Source organism: Georgenia soli (genome assembly GCF_002563695.1).
GTDB classification, from domain to species: Bacteria; Actinomycetota; Actinomycetes; order Actinomycetales; family Actinomycetaceae; genus Georgenia; species Georgenia soli.
Genome location: NZ_PDJI01000001.1, coordinates 43,612 through 58,552, shown reverse-complemented (window position 1 = coordinate 58,552; position 14,941 = coordinate 43,612). Strand labels below are relative to the sequence as shown.

17 protein-coding genes are annotated in these 14,941 nt (G+C 67.2%); 10 read left to right on the top strand and 7 right to left on the bottom strand.

Going from position 1 to position 14,941, the window contains the following annotated elements; translation table 11 throughout:
- Positions 1-77 precede the first annotated feature (77 nt).
- A complete protein-coding gene (locus tag ATJ97_RS00280; RefSeq protein WP_098482015.1) occupies positions 78-872 on the bottom strand; it encodes a ParB family protein in 795 nt (264 codons plus the stop codon).
- On the bottom strand, positions 865-1,689 hold the full coding sequence (locus ATJ97_RS00275; protein ID WP_098482014.1) for a ParA family protein: 825 nt from the start codon (positions 1,687-1,689) through the stop codon (positions 865-867). Before ATJ97_RS00275 ends, ATJ97_RS00280 begins: the two co-directional genes overlap by 8 nt.
- 883 nt (positions 1,690-2,572) lie before the next feature.
- Here ATJ97_RS00275 and ATJ97_RS00270 point away from each other — a divergent pair.
- Complete coding sequence (locus ATJ97_RS00270; RefSeq protein ID WP_098482013.1) at positions 2,573-3,667, top strand: coiled-coil domain-containing protein; 1,095 nt, start codon at positions 2,573-2,575, stop codon at positions 3,665-3,667.
- A 62-nt stretch (positions 3,668-3,729) separates the two neighbouring features.
- Positions 3,730-4,044: a hypothetical protein gene (locus tag ATJ97_RS00265; protein WP_098482012.1), complete on the top strand. Its 315-nt coding sequence runs from the start codon at positions 3,730-3,732 to the stop codon at positions 4,042-4,044.
- An 8-nt stretch (positions 4,045-4,052) separates the two neighbouring features.
- Here ATJ97_RS00265 and ATJ97_RS00260 read toward each other — a convergent pair whose 3' ends face one another.
- Complete coding sequence (locus tag ATJ97_RS00260; RefSeq protein WP_245861884.1) at positions 4,053-4,454, bottom strand: very short patch repair endonuclease; 402 nt, start codon at positions 4,452-4,454, stop codon at positions 4,053-4,055.
- A 100-nt stretch (positions 4,455-4,554) separates the two neighbouring features.
- Here ATJ97_RS00260 and ATJ97_RS00255 point away from each other — a divergent pair, with 100 nt between their 5' ends.
- The 8 genes from ATJ97_RS00255 to ATJ97_RS00230 all read left to right on the top strand — a co-directional run bounded on the left by ATJ97_RS00255 (position 4,555) and on the right by ATJ97_RS00230 (position 10,278).
- Positions 4,555-5,772: a DNA cytosine methyltransferase gene (locus ATJ97_RS00255; RefSeq protein WP_098482011.1), complete on the top strand. Its 1,218-nt coding sequence runs from the start codon at positions 4,555-4,557 to the stop codon at positions 5,770-5,772.
- Complete coding sequence (locus ATJ97_RS00250; protein WP_098482010.1) at positions 5,769-6,380, top strand: Eco29kI family restriction endonuclease; 612 nt, start codon at positions 5,769-5,771, stop codon at positions 6,378-6,380. The genes ATJ97_RS00255 and ATJ97_RS00250 overlap by 4 nt, the downstream gene beginning before the upstream one ends.
- A gap of 118 nt (positions 6,381-6,498) precedes the next feature.
- On the top strand, positions 6,499-6,636 hold the full coding sequence (locus ATJ97_RS19585; protein WP_170036978.1) for a hypothetical protein: 138 nt from the start codon (positions 6,499-6,501) through the stop codon (positions 6,634-6,636).
- A complete protein-coding gene (locus tag ATJ97_RS20715; protein ID WP_425432708.1) occupies positions 6,633-7,268 on the top strand; it encodes a DUF6338 family protein in 636 nt (211 codons plus the stop codon). Before ATJ97_RS19585 ends, ATJ97_RS20715 begins: the two co-directional genes overlap by 4 nt.
- A 179-nt stretch (positions 7,269-7,447) precedes the next feature.
- Positions 7,448-7,933, top strand: a complete 486-nt coding sequence (locus ATJ97_RS00245) for a TIR domain-containing protein (protein WP_098482009.1) — start codon at positions 7,448-7,450, stop codon at positions 7,931-7,933.
- Positions 7,930-8,835, top strand: coding sequence for an HIT family protein (locus ATJ97_RS00240; RefSeq protein ID WP_098482008.1), 906 nt, complete (start codon positions 7,930-7,932; stop codon positions 8,833-8,835). The genes ATJ97_RS00245 and ATJ97_RS00240 overlap by 4 nt, the downstream gene beginning before the upstream one ends.
- Before the next feature lie 192 nt (positions 8,836-9,027).
- Complete coding sequence (locus ATJ97_RS00235) at positions 9,028-9,603, top strand: recombinase family protein (protein ID WP_098482007.1); 576 nt, start codon at positions 9,028-9,030, stop codon at positions 9,601-9,603.
- Between the two features lie 99 nt (positions 9,604-9,702).
- On the top strand, positions 9,703-10,278 hold the full coding sequence (locus ATJ97_RS00230; RefSeq protein WP_170036975.1) for a TetR/AcrR family transcriptional regulator: 576 nt from the start codon (positions 9,703-9,705) through the stop codon (positions 10,276-10,278).
- A 27-nt stretch (positions 10,279-10,305) separates the two neighbouring features.
- Here ATJ97_RS00230 and pdxA read toward each other — a convergent pair whose 3' ends face one another.
- The 4 genes from pdxA to ATJ97_RS00205 all read right to left on the bottom strand — a co-directional run bounded on the left by pdxA (position 10,306) and on the right by ATJ97_RS00205 (position 14,936).
- A complete protein-coding gene (pdxA, locus tag ATJ97_RS00225; RefSeq protein ID WP_098482005.1) occupies positions 10,306-11,292 on the bottom strand; it encodes a 4-hydroxythreonine-4-phosphate dehydrogenase PdxA in 987 nt (328 codons plus the stop codon).
- Complete coding sequence (locus ATJ97_RS19310; RefSeq protein ID WP_170036972.1) at positions 11,289-12,518, bottom strand: four-carbon acid sugar kinase family protein; 1,230 nt, start codon at positions 12,516-12,518, stop codon at positions 11,289-11,291. The genes pdxA and ATJ97_RS19310 overlap by 4 nt, the downstream gene beginning before the upstream one ends.
- Positions 12,515-13,834, bottom strand: coding sequence for an MFS transporter (locus tag ATJ97_RS00210; RefSeq protein WP_170036969.1), 1,320 nt, complete (start codon positions 13,832-13,834; stop codon positions 12,515-12,517). The genes ATJ97_RS19310 and ATJ97_RS00210 overlap by 4 nt, the downstream gene beginning before the upstream one ends.
- Before the next feature lie 124 nt (positions 13,835-13,958).
- Positions 13,959-14,936 (bottom strand): YhfZ family protein, encoded by a 978-nt coding sequence (locus tag ATJ97_RS00205; RefSeq protein WP_170036966.1) that lies wholly within the window; start codon positions 14,934-14,936, stop codon positions 13,959-13,961.
- Between the last annotated feature and the right edge of the window lie 5 nt (positions 14,937-14,941).

Genomic DNA, 14,941 nt, shown 5'->3' with positions numbered 1-14,941 from the left:
ACCAGCCTAACTAGTAGCTAGGTCGCTCCGGAAAGGCTTGCGTTACAAGAGTTTCCTAAGTTGGTAGCGTTCCTAGTTCAGCCGCCGACCGGGCGACCGGTCGGGATGACGCCGGGGTCGATCGGCGGGAACGCCTCCCCGCCGTTGTACTGAGCCTCCAGCTCGCGCACGTGCGCCATCACCGCCCCCACGATGAAGTCCGACAACGACCGCGGCCGCACCCCGAACGGCAGGTGGGCGTAGGCGGAACGCATCCGGGCCGCATCCGCGTCAGCCATGCTGAAGGTGATGTTCGGCTTGCGCGGGTTCTTAGCTCGGGCCGGCTGGTCGGTCGGAGCCCCCGGCGGCTGCTGCGGCGCTGCGATTGCCTGTACTGGAGCCGCCTCTGTCGTTGGGCTCGGCGCCGGCTGGGTGACCACCGTTTGTGCAGCAGGCACTTGAGTGCCCTGGTCCTCCTGGACGGGCTGGGCCGTCGTCGCGGCAGCAGGGGTCTGCGCGACCGCCGGCTGGGGTTGATCAGGAGTGGCGGCCGGCTGTGTCGCTGGCAGCGTGGCCGCCTGGGGCTGCGGAACCTCGGGGCCCTGGGGTGGCTGCCCCTCGGCCTGTGCCGGGTCGGTAGTGGTGATCTGCGCGACGCGGCTCTCGGTCGTGGATCCCCTTGTCTCTCCTGCTCTTACTCCCCCGACCGTCGCCTCCGCGAGGGTCTCGGCCGACTCCCTCGACTCGACTGACGGAACGACCTCAAGCTGGCGGGAAGCGCTCGGCTGAATCAGCACGGGATCGACGTCGGGGGCCTTGGCGAGCGGCCTGCCTCGGAACTCCGCGAGCAGATTCGCTTTCGGAGCCTTGGGCAACTTCGCGTTCTTAGCCACGGCTCACCACTCCTCCAGTGAGGGCGGCACGCTCCGCAGCGCGTTCGATCATCACGTCACCGATGTGCTTCAGCGGCCGCCACACGTCCAGCGCGCGGGAGCCGAACGAACTGACCGGCACGTGCGCCGCGGCCGCTTGGGCGACGACTTCGCGGTCCGGGATTAGCCCCTGCGGCTCGATCACCAGGTCCTGGTAGTTCTCTCTAAGATAGACCAGCCACAACTGCGGGTCCGTACGGTTGGGCCGGAACCGGTTGATGACGATGCCAGCCATCGCCAGGGAGTTGTTGAAGTAGGCGCGCACGTTCGCCATCGTGGTTACGAACTCCCCTACTCCCTCAACGGCGTCGGAGCGCGGCTCGGTGACGATCAGCACCTCGTCGGCGGCGATGAGCGCGTTGGCGGTCAGCGAGCCCAGCGAAGGCGGGCAGTCGATGATCACGAAGTCGAACTTGTCCGCGACCCCGGCCAGCGCCATCTTCAGCCGCATGTCTCGGTTGACTGAGTCGTCCTTCTCCCTGGCGGCGAGCTTGCGCTCGGATGGAACAACGAAGACGTTGTCCCACCCTTCCCCGGCCGGGACGATCGCGCCAGCCGCCGCGCCCTCGTCCTCGGGGGCGTTTACCTGGTACAGCACGTCGTTGAGCGTCACCTCCGGCTCGGTGACGTCGAGTCGCGTCGAGGCGTTGGCCTGCGGGTCCGCGTCGACGACCAACACGGTCTTGCCGCGGTTGCGCAGAGCGTCGGTCAGCCCGGTCACCAGGGCGGTCTTGCCGACTCCGCCCTTCTGGTTTCCGATCGCCAAGGTCAGTGCCATACGGGTGTCGTCCTCGTCGTGCTGGGGGTGCGTGGGAGCTTGCGCTCCGACATTAGGACGGATCCCCTCACCCACCTCGGACCTGCTGCGGAGTGTCGCTGGGCTTGCCTGCAACCCCGGTTGGGCAAGCCACGCCGGCAACCCCAGGGTTACCAGCCCTTCGTAGGAACGCTGGTGTTGCAGGGCAAACCAGCGGACCCAGCAGCAACCAGCGTGGGAAGGGGTGCCGGGTGTTACCAAGGCAGACCGGGGTCTTACGCTCGGTAAGCCCGTCGTCCCCCAGGAGAGAACTGGCAAACCGCGCGGCAAGCACTGCAAGGCAGGAGTTGCTGGTAGAGCCGGTGTCACCAGGTACACCGGGGCGACCGGCAAGACCGGCAAGACCGGCAAGACCGGCAAGACCGGCAAGACCGGCAAGACAGGGAAGACCAGTGTTCCTGTTCGTCGACCGGGCGCGCGGGGCTCTGTCACCAGTTACACAGGTTCCACTGGGGGTTACCGGAAACACCAGGGTTACGGTTCGTCGAGGTTGGGGCGCGACGGGTATGGGCGCTGGCGCGGGCCGCTCGGGCGGGACTGCGGAACCCCCCGGCAGGATCCGCGCGAGCCTCGACGTCGCCGGGGGGGATACCGGCCTGAACATTGGGCGGCCGCGCGGGACTGACGATCTCGCAGCAGGCACAGCCTCCGCGGCCGGCGAAGGCCGGCGGCAAGACCGATGAGCTCGAGCGAGCACCTACACGACAAAACCCCCTCTGGCCCCCGCGGGGAAGAACTGCCTCCGGCGGATGGATGGCGGGTGACCACCTCTCGGTGCGGGGCTTCTGTCTTTCGTTATGTATTTCGTATTCCGTTACGTTACGTTACCTGATAGAGTTATGTCATGAGCGACGTCCAGACGGAACAGCGAACCTGCCGGTTCCCCGGCTGCCACCGGCCCGCCGCCCCGGCGGACGCCAGCACGGGCCGCCCGCCCGAGTACTGCGACGACCCCGGGCACAACCGAGCCGCCGCCTGGCGTGCACGCCGGCGGCTCGCCGGCGGCGCGGACACTGTCGAGGTCGACGAGGCCCGCCCGGTCGACGCGGCCCGTCAGCGGGCCAGCGAGATCACCGGACAGGTCACCGGCATGGTCGAGCACCTCACCCAGCAGCTCGCCATCCTTGTCGAGCAGTTGCGCACGGCGGGGGACCCCGAGGCCGTCGAGGCCCAGATCGAGGCGGTCAACAGCGAGGCCGCCGAGCAGGTCGCGGCCGCCAACGCCCGCGCGACCCGGGCCGAGCAGGCGCAGCGGCGCGCCGAGGCCGAGCGCGAGGAGGCCGATGCGGCGGCCGCCGAGGCGAGCGACCAGGTCGAGGAACTGACCCAGGAGCTGGCCGGCGCTCGCGCCGCGTTCAGCGAGGCTGTGGAAGCGGGGGAGCGGGCAGCCGAGGAACTCGCCCAGGTCCGCGCCGATGCCCAGGAGGCTCAGCGCGCGGCGGCGGCGGAGGTCGAGCTGCTGAATGCCCGTCTCGCCGAGGCGAACGAGCGGCTCGCGCGCACCGAGGCGCAGAGGGACGAGGCGATTGCCCGCGCCGAGGCCGCGGAGGTCAACCAGGCCACCGCGGAGGAGCGTGCCCGCGCCGCCGAACGCCGGGCCGACAGCGAGGCCGAGCGTGCCACGCGCGCGGAGGCCGCCACCGCCGAGGTGCGCGGCCAGCTCGACACCGCCCGCGCCGACCTCGAGCGGGCCCGGGAGAAGATCACCGATCTGCGCGGGACCGTCGCCGGCGTCACCGCAGAGCGGGACGCCGCCCGCAGCGACGTCGAGCGCGAACGCGCGCACGGCGAGCAGCGGGTCACCGACCTGCGCGAGACGTACGAGCGTCAGGTCGACCAGCTGCGGGCCGAACTCACCCAGGTCCGCGCAGACCTGACAGCCACCCAGGCCCGCAGGAGCGGCAAGCAGCGCACCGGGGGAGAGGGCGAGTCCGCTTAGACGGGACGCCAAATCTACGGCGCCATTCCCCGACAGAAGCCCGACAGGGAGGCAGTGAAGCAATGGCCGTCTACATCGACACCGAAGACCCGACCAGCTCGCCGGCGCTGGAGTGCGAGAGCGTGCGGGCGGAGCGCTGGAACGGATTCGTCGTCCCGGTCACCACGGCTCGCGCTTTTCGGGAGTTCATCGCCGCGTGGCAAGCGATGGACCCCAACGGCACGTGGAGCCCCACCGGCGTCACGGTCGAGCCGAACACCGAGCGTCTGGTCTATCGCGACGGCGACGACAACGAGGACCGGTGGGGGTTGTACGGCGTCACAGAGACCGGTGACGGGCTGTACGCCCTCGACGGATGGACCTGGATCGAGGAGTAGGCGAGGGGTCACCCCTTGCGGGAAATGCTTCGGCTCCTGACCGTCCTCTCGATCACCACCGCCGCCTGCTGCGGATCGTCGTGCTCCCAGAAGCGGAGCGACACCCATCCCGCAGCCTCCAGCAGATGGTTGGCTCGCTCGTCCCGGACCTGGTTGCTCGAGATCTTGCGTTGCCAGAACTCGCTGTTGGCGGTGGCCGGCCGGTAGTGCTCAGGGCATCCGTGCCAGAAGCAGCCGTCAACGAAAACAGCCACACGTGCCCTGGTGAAGACGAGGTCCGCCGTCAGTCTCTGCTGCGGAAGTGGACGGGCGGCGACGCGATAACGCAGCCCGAGGGCGTGCGCCGCGCGACGGACACGAAGTTCCGGCCGTGTATCGCGGCTCCGATTCGCTCGCATGACGGCGCGCACGGCAGGAGTCGACGCCCAGCTCTCACCGACCACCGGCCCAGTGTCTCGCGGGCCATGTCGGTCAGTTAGATGTGGGTGGGGTCCTTATACCATCGCGGTCATGCGAAGCGTGGAGTTGTTTGCTGGGGGTGGTGGCCTCGCTCTCGGCACCCACCTCGCCGGGTTCACCACCGAGATTGTCGCCGAGTGGGATCGCTGGGCCTGCGACACCCTTCGCGAGAACCAAGAGGCCGGCCACCCCCTGGTCCAGGGCCTGGACGTACGTGAGGGTGACGTCCGCGAGGTTGACTGGTCGGCCGTTCCAGAGGGCGTGGCGCTTGTCAGTGGAGGGCCGCCCTGCCAGCCGTTCAGTGGTGGCGGCAAGGGGCGTGCGGCAGACGACCCCCGCGACATGTTTCCCGCGACCGCCGAGGTCATCCGGACGCTGAGGCCCCGGGCGTTCATCGTCGAGAACGTCCGCGGACTGACCCGCTCCGCCTTCTCGGACTACTACACCTACATTCAGCTGCGTCTGGCTCACCCCGAACTCGTCAGCCGCGAGGGCGAGACCTGGGCTGAGCACCTGGCGCGGCTCCAGGCCGAGCACACCTCCGTCCGGTCGGACCTGCAGTACAACGTCATCCCGACCCTCGTCAACGCCGCCAACTACGGCGTGCCCCAGCAGCGCTGGCGCGTCTTCCTCGTCGGCTTCCGGTCGGACGTGGACGCGGAGTGGTCCTTCCCCGAACCCACCCACTCCGCGCACGCACTCCGCCGCGTCCAGGCCTCCGGCGAGTACTGGGAACGGCACAAGGTCCGCGTGAAGGATCGGCTCCATGTCGAACCGCTGAGCAAGCGTCTCGCGGAGCAGCCCGACGCCGAGCTACGTCCGTGGCGGACCGTCCGCGACGCCATCTCGGACCTCCCGGAACCGACCGTCAACGGCTCCCGCCGGTTCCTCAACCACGTCCTGCAGCCCGGCGCGCGCTCGTACCCCGGCCACACCGGCTCCTACATCGACGCCCCCGCCAAAGCGCTCAAGGCCGGAGTTCACGGAGTGCCCGGTGGCGAGAACATGCTCCGCAACCCCGACGGCTCGGTGCGCTACTTCACCGTTCGCGAGGCCGCCCGTCTGCAGACCTTCCCCGACCGGTACAGGCTCCACGGACCCTGGGGAGAGGCGATGCGACAGCTGGGCAACGCTGTTCCCGTCATGCTCGCCCAAATCGTTGCCTCGTCCGTGCACGAGCATCTCGCCCTGGCCGATCTGCGGGCGAACGCCGCTGCGCGGCGGACGCTCGAGGCGGCGGCGGCGGCGGACGAGCAGGCGAGCGCATGAGCGGGGCTGGACCGTTCAATCCCCTCGACATGACGAACCTCGCGCACAGCATCGTCACCCGGATGATCGAGTCGACCCCCACGCCTCTCGACTCGGTGCCCGTCTTCACGGGCGCCGGCCTCTACGCGATCTACTACACGGGGCCCTTCCCCGCCTACGAGCTGCTTGCGGAGAAGAACCGGGACGGGGCGTTCGAGGAGCCGATCTACGTCGGCAAGGCGGTCCCAGCCGGTGGTCGCAGGGGTCTGGACGTGGCGACGCATTCCAACACGCGTGCGCTCTCGAGCAGGATCCGCCAGCACGCCGGCAGCGTTCGAGCGGCCACGAACCTCGACATCGCCGACTTCGCCGCCCGCTGGCTAGTCGTCGAGGACATCTGGATCGCCCTGGGCGAGTCCGCGCTGCTGCGCCGGCACCGACCGGTCTGGAACGCCGTCGTCGACGGCTTCGGCAACCACGATCCCGGCGCCGGCCGGAGGAACGGCGTGCGTTCACGCTGGGACACCCTCCACCCAGGCAGGCCATGGGCCGAGAACTTCCCGCAACGTCCCGAATCCCAGGCCGATATCGAGCAGGACGTCGTCGAGTACCTCCGCTCGAGGCTCTGACAAGTGTCCGCGCGCGGGGGCGTCAAGGTCTGTGTCGGTGGTGGGTGGCAACCTGACTCCTCGGGCGGCGGGTCAGCCGCTTGGCACGACACCATCACTTCAGAGACCCGGAGAGAAGATGAGCCAGAACAGCGGTAGTGATCGCTGGACGACGAGCGGAAAGCAGCTGGAGGAGAAGAGCCTGCTTGGCTCTTCGTACTCCTACCAGTACGGGGAGAAGCAGGGGAAGGAAGTCGACCCCTCTGAGGACGATTGATCCCGAGCAGCGTCGCCGCAGTCGTTTCGTTTCTGCTACTGCTGGCTCCCGGGATCGTGTGGGAACTCCAGCGAGCCCGGTATGTGCCTGCGGTCAAGGAATCCGCGCTCATCGAGGTCTCACGGGTCATTCTCGCGTCACTTCTAGCGACGGGGGTATCCGCCGGGCTCTTGCTCGCCTTCGTGTGGCTCCCGCTCTACCGCGCAGCTCGGGCCAGTTCGAGTGATCCGCTCACCTCACCGGTATCAGCCGTGCCGTACGTGGGTGCGGTGCTCGCGACGTCGCTCCTGGCTTGCGGTCTCACCTGGATCGTGGCCGCCTGCAAGTGGCCGGGGAAGGCCCCTATCCGAGGGGTGCGAGTTTGGCACCGCGCATTTGTCGAATGGAAGCCCTCCGATGGCCCCCCGCCCAAGCTTGCCGTTGAGCTCCTTGACGGCACGGTGTGGCATGGGACTTTGCAGGCGTTTGACTCCGACCCGGAGGACGATCAGCGAGGGATCGCACTTGGTTCGCCGCTTCTCCGTAAACGACCCAACGGGCCGCTGCAAGAGCGGCCAGAGGGCTGGCAAGTAGTCGTCCTCCCAGAGAGCCAGATCAAGTCGATCCAGGTTGGGTACCTTCCGGCGCAGTGACCTTTGCCTGTGCGGCCCGTCTTGGCAGATGCTCGACGAGCCTTGACGCCAACACGTCGAACGAGGCGCACCCGGAACGTGGCCCCAAACGTCGCCACCTGCTCGGGGTGTGTCAGTGGTTGCCCATACGCTCAAATCGAAGAGCCGAGCGGCGCTATCCGAGAAGAGGAAAGACTGACGTGGCGATTAAGACGGTGTTCTACTCCTTCCATTACGAGCGGGACGTGAACCGGGTCCAACTCGTGCGCCACATCCGGGCACTGCAGGGCCAGCCGATGCTTAAGTCCCAGCAGTGGGAGGAAGTGAAGCGCCGCGGTCAGCGGGCCATCGTCAACTGGATCGATAAGGAGATGCGCTACAAGCGCGCCGTCGTGGTTCTCATCGGCCAGGAGACGGCCGGGCGTGAGTGGGTGATCTACGAAATCGAGAAGGCGTGGCAGGAGAAGAAGCCGCTGGTGGGGGTCCGCATCCACGGCCTGTCGTCTTTCGGTAGCGCCGACCGTGCCGGTGCTAACCCGTTCGACAAGGCGTCGGGGGTCAGCGGCATCCCGGTGTTCGACCCGACGCGCACGGATTGGTGGGGCAACATCGACACCAAGGCGACCTACGCGAACCTCGTCAATAACTTGGAGGGCTGGGTCGCCCAGGCGAAGGTCCGTCGGTGAGCACATCCTGCGGGTTCTGCGGCATCGTCGATCGTGACGATTCCGACGTCCTTGAGGTGTACCGCGACGAGAACGTCGTCGCTTTCTTCCCGACGGAGCCGGCGGTGCTCGGGCACGTGCTCGTGGTGCCGCGGCGGCACGTGCCGGACATCTGGGGCCTAGAGCTCGACGAGGCATCCCATCTCTCCCGTGCGGCACTGCTCCTGGCCGAGGCGATCCGTGAGGCGATGAGGCCAGAAGGGCTGAACGTCATCCAGTCCAACGGCGAGGCCGCGACACAGACGGTCCAACACCTCCACGTACACCTCGTGCCGCGGTGGACAGACGACGCTATGGGGCCGATCTGGCCGGCGCAGACGGATTACTCGGAGGCGTCGAAAGAACGCGCGATGCGCGACGTCCGTGGCGCGGTGCAACAGCTCGCCGCCTCGGTCGAACCGCCGCTCGCGCCGGAGGACAGACGCAAGCACCTCGACTACATCCAGGCCGTGATCACGAGGCAGTCGGCAGCCTCCTCCTCGGCAAAGGGCTGGCTGCTCCCGATCGTCACCGCCACCTTTGGCTTCGCCCTCACCCAGGACTCCTGGCCACTCGCGGCCCTCGGAATGGTGTCGGTGGTGCTGTTCGCGTACCTCGATGCGAACTACCTCCGCAGCGAGAAGCAGTACCGTAGGCTGTACGACACCGTCGCACGCTCCAGCCGCCGGGTCCCGCTGTTCACCCTCAACCCGGTGGACGCCGACGAACCCCTTCCCGAGAACGCGCCGACGGCCACCAAGTGGAAGGCCGCTGTCCACAGGTACGTTCCTGAGCGGTCGATTTGGGTGTCGTGGTCAATCGCTCCGTTCTACATCGCCCTACTCCTCCTGGGAGCAGGGGTACTGGCCGTGTCAGCGCTCTGAAGATCAGGGGCTACTGTTCCTTCGACTCCCCGCGCGGCTTGAGTCCGCACGCCCGGGCGATGCCTACAAAGGTTCGGTTATGAGACGGACGCGAACCGTAACCGAAAGGTCCGCTGCATGGCGTCCAAAACACGTCTCAATAGTAGTTGTGTCGCGGCGGGTTCCGAGACATGTTTCTGAGACGCTTGGGCGGTGACGCAGAATCTAATCGGCCTTGCACGGGTGTCCACCAACGCCCAGGACGTCCAGTTGCAGCGCGACGCCCTCCAGGCCGCCGGTTGCATTCGGATCTTCGAGGAGAAGATCAGTAGCCGCTCGAGCAAGCGCCCCGGGCTGGAGCAGGCGCTGGACTACCTGCGCGACGGCACGGACACCCTCGTGGTGTGGAAGCTGGACCGGCTGGGCCGGTCGACCAGGGAGATCCTCACGGTGGCCGACAACCTCAGCGACCGCGGGATCGGTCTGCGGGTCCTCACGGGCACGCTTGCCGGCACCTACACGCCGCGGGGGGAGGGGAAGTTTTTCTTCACCATCATGGCCGCCTTCGCTGAGCTTGAGCGCGACCTCAATCACAAACGGACGATGGCCGGCCTCGCGGCTGCGCGCGAGCAGGGGCGGATCGGCGGCCGCCCGACGGTGATGGACGGCGACAAACTCGCCGCCGCCAGGGCCCGGCGTGCGAGAGGGGAGACGCCGACCCAGATCGCCAAAGCGCTCGGCGTCTCTCGAGCGACGGTCTACCGTCACCTCGCGGAACAGGCCTGGTAATGGCGACGCAGCCGACGGAGACCGGCACCGATCGACCGGCAGGACGAGCGCCGGGCCGCCCAACGGCAAGCCGACGTCGAGCCTCGCAGTTATGAGGCGGTGCTCGCCGTTTTCGGCCAGCATGGCTGGGCCGGCCTGAGCATCGACGCGGTCGCCACCCACGCCGGGATCGGGAAGTCCACGATCTACCTGCGCTGGAAGACCAAGCGCGCACTGCTCCTCGAGGCGGTTCGCTACTTCGAGACCCGGCGCGAGAACCCCGTCGACGACGGCCGGCCGCTGCGCGAGTACCTCATCGAGTACTGCCTCGCCCGGGGGCGCCTGCTGCTGGGCCCGCACGCGCCAACGATGCTCCACATCGCAGCCGGCGCGATCACCCACCCGGAGGACTTCCAGGAGATCCGGCGAGAGTCGATCACGCGCGGCACGCTCCCGATCGTGGCTCGCATCCTGCGGGCCGTCATCGACGGCGAGCTGCCGGAGGACACGGACAGCGGGCAGCTGCTCGACATGAGTGAGGGTGCGCTGGTTTTCCACCTGGTGATCGCGCCGCTCGGGGCGACCCGCGAGGAGCTCGAGGACGACCTGGAGCGCTACGTCAGGACACTGGTCGACAAGGCGCTACGCACCGTTGATGCAGCCGGAGCGCGTGAGGCATCGTCGTGGCAGCTTTAGCAGGGAACTGCACGGATCAGCGGGACATCACCGTGCTCGTACCCCGGCGTACGACGCTGCAGTCAGGACGGTCTGCGTCATGTTCCGCGCGTCTGCTATGCCCTTGCCTGCGATGTCGAACGCGGTGCCGTGATCGACCGAGAACCGAAGGAACGGCAGCCCGAGGGTGGTGCTGACCGTGCCGTGGAAGTCGATGCTCTTGCAAACTCCCGCAGCGATGTCGTGGTACAGCGAGAGCACGACGTCGTAGCGCCCCTGGGCGGCCAACGCGAAGACCGAGTCGGCGGGGACCGGTCCATGGACGTCGTAGCCGCGGCGCTGCGCCTCAGCGACCGCGGGCGTGAGAATTTCGATCTCTTCGGTGCCGAACAGACCGCCCTCGCCGCCGTGCGGGTTCATCGCTTGGAGTGCGATGGAGGGCGAGGGCAGTCCCACCATGTCAGAGACGCTCACAAAGCGTTCCACCGTGCGGATGATGAGGTCTTGATCGATGGAGTCGATCGCGTCACGCAGTGACAGGTGACGGGTGAGGAAAAGCACCCGCAGGTCCCGCACGGTGAAGTACGTGAGTGACCACGGTGAGTCGGTGAGCTCCGCAAGCAGTTCTGTATGGCCGAGGTGCCCCTTGTCGGCGAGGCGTAGCGCGGACTTGCTGATCGGTGCTGTCACAAGATTCTCGATGGCGCCGGAGAGAGCGAGTTCCACGCCCGAGGCGATGTAGTCGTACGAGGCCTGGCCCGTAACTGCTGACTCGACGCCGAGTGGAACGGCTCCGACGGATCCGACCTGTTTGACGGCGATTGCACCGTCCGTGAAACCGTGCTCGTCGACGTCGACGAGTGTGACGTCGAGTCCGACGGTCGACGCGGTCGCGCGCAGGTTCTCGATGTCACCGATTAGTAAAGGCCTGCAGGACTCGACGACCTCTTGATCGGCCGCGGCGGCGAGCACAATTTCCGGGCCGATGCTTGCCGGGTCTCCGACGGTGATGCCGATGATGGGCTTGTCGTTCATGGACGTCCTCCTGTGAGCGTGCTGATCGGTGGGGTCATGCGTCCGGCGGCGATGGCCGAGAGCATCTCGACGGCGTGGATGGTGCGGGTGTGCTCGCCCTGGGACCCGGACTGGATCACCGCGAGCAGGCCGTCGTTGCTGCCGCCGACCACACGCATAACGGGCGTGGCCGGCCAGGGCTCGCTGAGGACCTCGAGATGGTCAGGGCGAAGCATGCCGACGAGCGCGGACGAGACCTCCCCACCGAGAAGGACGAGTCCCGAGGGTGTGCGCTGCATGAGCACGCGCGCCACGATCTGCGCAGCGTGGATCGCCACGTCGGGGCGCGGCTCGAAGGCAACATCCCTACCTACGGTGGTGATCGCGACGTGCTTCCCCCGACCCAAGGCGTTCACCGCCTCGTCGACCGCATCGGCGACGGCTGCCGTGCCGTCGACGACGGCCACGTTCGACCCCTGACCGAAGGCTTCTATTTGTTGCCTGGTGGCGGCGCGATAACTGGTCGCGACAACGAGCGCCGGGGGGTGGTCCACGACCATGCGATCCGCCGCACGCAGCGCTTCCACCCACGCGCCGAGCAATCCGTACGAGCCGACGAGACCCACAGGCTGCGACATCGAGACGACGGCTTTGGAGAGATGCTGCAGGTCGGAGACCTCCGCGGTGTCCACGACGGCGTGCCTGCCGGAAGCCGTGATGTGCTCGAGCTGTCGGACCAGGTCGGGTGCGCGGAGGCGTTCGATGTCGATGTGCTCCGCAGCCAGGAGTGCGATCGGGTGCCGGCGGGTGCCGTCAAGGTTGCCGTCGTCGACATCGATGGCCACGCCGTTCTTGTGCTGGATGCCGCGCAGTGTCGTGATCGCGTAGGCCGGTGCGCCGACGGCCACGATCGCGGGGCGCTGCACTGCTGCTGCCCAAGTTTCCACCTCTACGGCGGTGTTGCCGCGCAGCAGGCTGTCGACGCGCTTGTAGGGCAGCGCTTGGGGGAACCGCGCGGCGAGGTTGCAGGCGAGGTCCGCGACGCGTGCAGCGGCCACCGGTTCGGGGGTAAGCCGGCTGTGGGTATCGATCACGAGCGCGTCGGCCTCGACCGGCGTCGCCGAGACCGCCGACCAAGCGCGCACGTCGGTGGTAGCACCGCCGCGCGCCGCCTCTGCGGCGGCGGCGACGGCGCCCGTGAGGTCATCGCTGACCACCACGATCGACGGGCTGGAAACGTTGCTCACTCGTGCTCCGTGTGCCGCTCTGTCGCCTCGCGGTACGCCAGCAGCGACACGAACGAGATGACGCACATGAGGATCGCGTAGATCGCGATGGGCCAGTAAGCGTTGCCCGACGCCGCGAGCAGCGCAGTTGCGACGAACGGTGCAATTCCACCGGCGACCACTGCGGAAGTCTCGCGTGCCAGCGCGATACCGGTGAAGCGGTACTTCGCAGGGAACAGGTCGGAAAGCAGCGACCCCTGGGTGGCGAACATAGCCTGGTAGAGCACCGCGAGCAGGAACGCCAGGGCGAGGACAATCAGCACTGGATCGCCCGTGTCCACGAGCCCGAAGAAGGGGAACGTGAAAGCAGCCATTCCGCCCGCCCCCGCCATGTAGATCACCTTGCGCCCGACCCGGTCCGAGAGCCACCCCCAGAACGGGATCGTCACCAGCCCGGCGGCCGTCGCGATGACCACGGCCTGCAGACCGATGCCACGATCCATGCCGACCGTGACGATGTAGGTCAGGATCCACGTCTGGAAGATGTACGCCGTCGAGTTCTCTCCCATCCGAGCGCCGAAGGCGATGAAGAAAGGCTTCCGCGCGTACTTGAACACGTCGCGGATAGGCGAGCGAGATGTCTCACCGGCCTCTTCGAGCTCCTTAAAAACGGGGCTCTCCTGCACGCGCAGGCGGATAAAGAGCGCGACACCGATGATGACGATGCTGAGGAGGAACGGAATCCGCCAACCCCACGAGAGGAACTGCTCCTCGGGGAGTGAGGAGAAGATTGCGAAGACGCCGGATGCGAGCAGGATGCCGAGCGACACGCCGATGGCCGGTGCTGCGGCGTAGATGCCGCGACGACCCTTTGGTGCGAACTCGGCCGAGAGGACCACAGCCCCGCCGAACTCTGCGCCGGCGGCCAGCCCCTGGCCGATCCGGCACAGCGTGAGCAGCACAGGGGCGAGTGCGCCGGCCAGTGCGTAGGTGGGGAGCAGCCCGATCAGGGCCGTGCTGATGCCCATCATGACCAATGTGATTACCAGGACCTGCTTGCGGCCGAGCCGATCGCCGAGGCGACCGAACACGATGCCACCGACCGGACGGACGATGAAGCCGATCGCGTAGGAGCCGAACGCGGCGAGTGTGCCCGTGAGTGGGTCGAGCGCGGTGAAGAACAGCACGTTGAACACCAGCGCAGCAGCCTGTGCGTAGAGGTAGTAGTCGTACCACTCGAGCGCCGATCCGATGATCGACGAGGCGATAACGCGTCGTCGGGAGGCGGCATCGGGAAGGGGTGCACTCCTTGCAACCGTGGTGTCCTGCTGTGCCATAGCAATGAGCTCCTTCGCTCGGCGATTGGGGCGGTATGACTTTCTAGCCATCTAGCCATCTCTGAAAACAGAGAACTGAAAAAACCGATGTGTGATGAGTGGGTCGACATCGCGGGCGGTGAGGTTAGACCGTCCAGAAGAGGTCAAGCAGTTCAGGGCTGTCGTCGGGCAAGGACGTTAGTTCAGAGACCCGGCGGGCGAAGTCCCTGTTGTGAAGGGAGCCGAGTACCGACTGCAATTCTGGTCGCGCCTTCGACACGAGCATGACTGCAGCTGAGGACTGCTCAAGCATCGTGTGGGTGGCGGCCCGGCGCGGTTGACGCACGTGCAGGCCAGCCAGTGTCGGCGAAATCAGCGTCTGCATCTCGTGCCAGATGCCTACGTCGACGTTGCCGCGCAGGATTTCGACGGGCACCCTGGGGAAATCGACCTCGACGTACTCGAAGCCCTCCTCCTCGGGGAATTCCAGTTCGGTTAAACGACGCTGGTCCCACGAGTTCGAGTCGATCGCGACGCGACGTCCCTCACCGCCTAGCACGAGTAGCCGGTTCGGCGCGTAGAAGGTGCCCTCTGCGTGTACCAATTGTTCGAGGTCGGGATCGTTGGCGCCGACGAGCTGCGCTGCGACCCCGGAAGAGACGATCGCGACGTCGGCGTCCCCTGCACGCACTGCGTCGATGCGTTCGGAGGCGCCGCGGCGATGTGCAATCGCATATGGGATGTCGAGCCGGCGGAAGGAGGTTGCCGAGAACTCTGCCATTGCTCGAACCTCAAGCGGACCGCGTGGCGGCAACACCAACCGTACGGGATCGAGTTCCGCGATCTGCCAGAGTCGATCGATGCGGCTTTCCACGATCTGGCGCCCGAGGTGTCCACGCGACTGTGTTGTTAGCGCCTCCGCCGTCGCCAGGATCTGGAAGGCCTGTTGCACTGTGCCCGCGCCTACGCCAAGTCGCTCGCGGTACGAATCACCTTTTGGCAGGGTCATGCCAGCGCCGAGAGCGAGCGCGTCGATGGCGATGCTGCGCAGGACCGTTTCGGTGGCGCGCTGCAGTTTGGCGGATGCGATGGCAACCGGCGACGAGCTATTTGTTGCCACCATGGCGG

What these genes read in the sequence shown, in the direction of transcription:
- ATJ97_RS00275 (WP_098482014.1), bottom strand. Translation starts at nt 1,689, where the DNA reads ATGGCACTGACCTTGGCGATCGGAAACCAGAAGGGCGGAGTCGGCAAG.
- ATJ97_RS00270 (WP_098482013.1), top strand. Translation starts at nt 2,573, where the DNA reads ATGAGCGACGTCCAGACGGAACAGCGAACCTGCCGGTTCCCCGGCTGC.
- ATJ97_RS00265 (WP_098482012.1), top strand. Translation starts at nt 3,730, where the DNA reads ATGGCCGTCTACATCGACACCGAAGACCCGACCAGCTCGCCGGCGCTG.
- ATJ97_RS00255 (WP_098482011.1), top strand. Translation starts at nt 4,555, where the DNA reads ATGCGAAGCGTGGAGTTGTTTGCTGGGGGTGGTGGCCTCGCTCTCGGC.
- ATJ97_RS00250 (WP_098482010.1), top strand. Translation starts at nt 5,769, where the DNA reads ATGAGCGGGGCTGGACCGTTCAATCCCCTCGACATGACGAACCTCGCG.
- ATJ97_RS19585 (WP_170036978.1), top strand. Translation starts at nt 6,499, where the DNA reads ATGAGCCAGAACAGCGGTAGTGATCGCTGGACGACGAGCGGAAAGCAG.
- pdxA (WP_098482005.1), bottom strand. Translation starts at nt 11,292, where the DNA reads ATGAACGACAAGCCCATCATCGGCATCACCGTCGGAGACCCGGCAAGC.
- ATJ97_RS00210 (WP_170036969.1), bottom strand. Translation starts at nt 13,834, where the DNA reads ATGGCACAGCAGGACACCACGGTTGCAAGGAGTGCACCCCTTCCCGAT.
- ATJ97_RS00205 (WP_170036966.1), bottom strand. Translation starts at nt 14,936, where the DNA reads ATGGTGGCAACAAATAGCTCGTCGCCGGTTGCCATCGCATCCGCCAAA.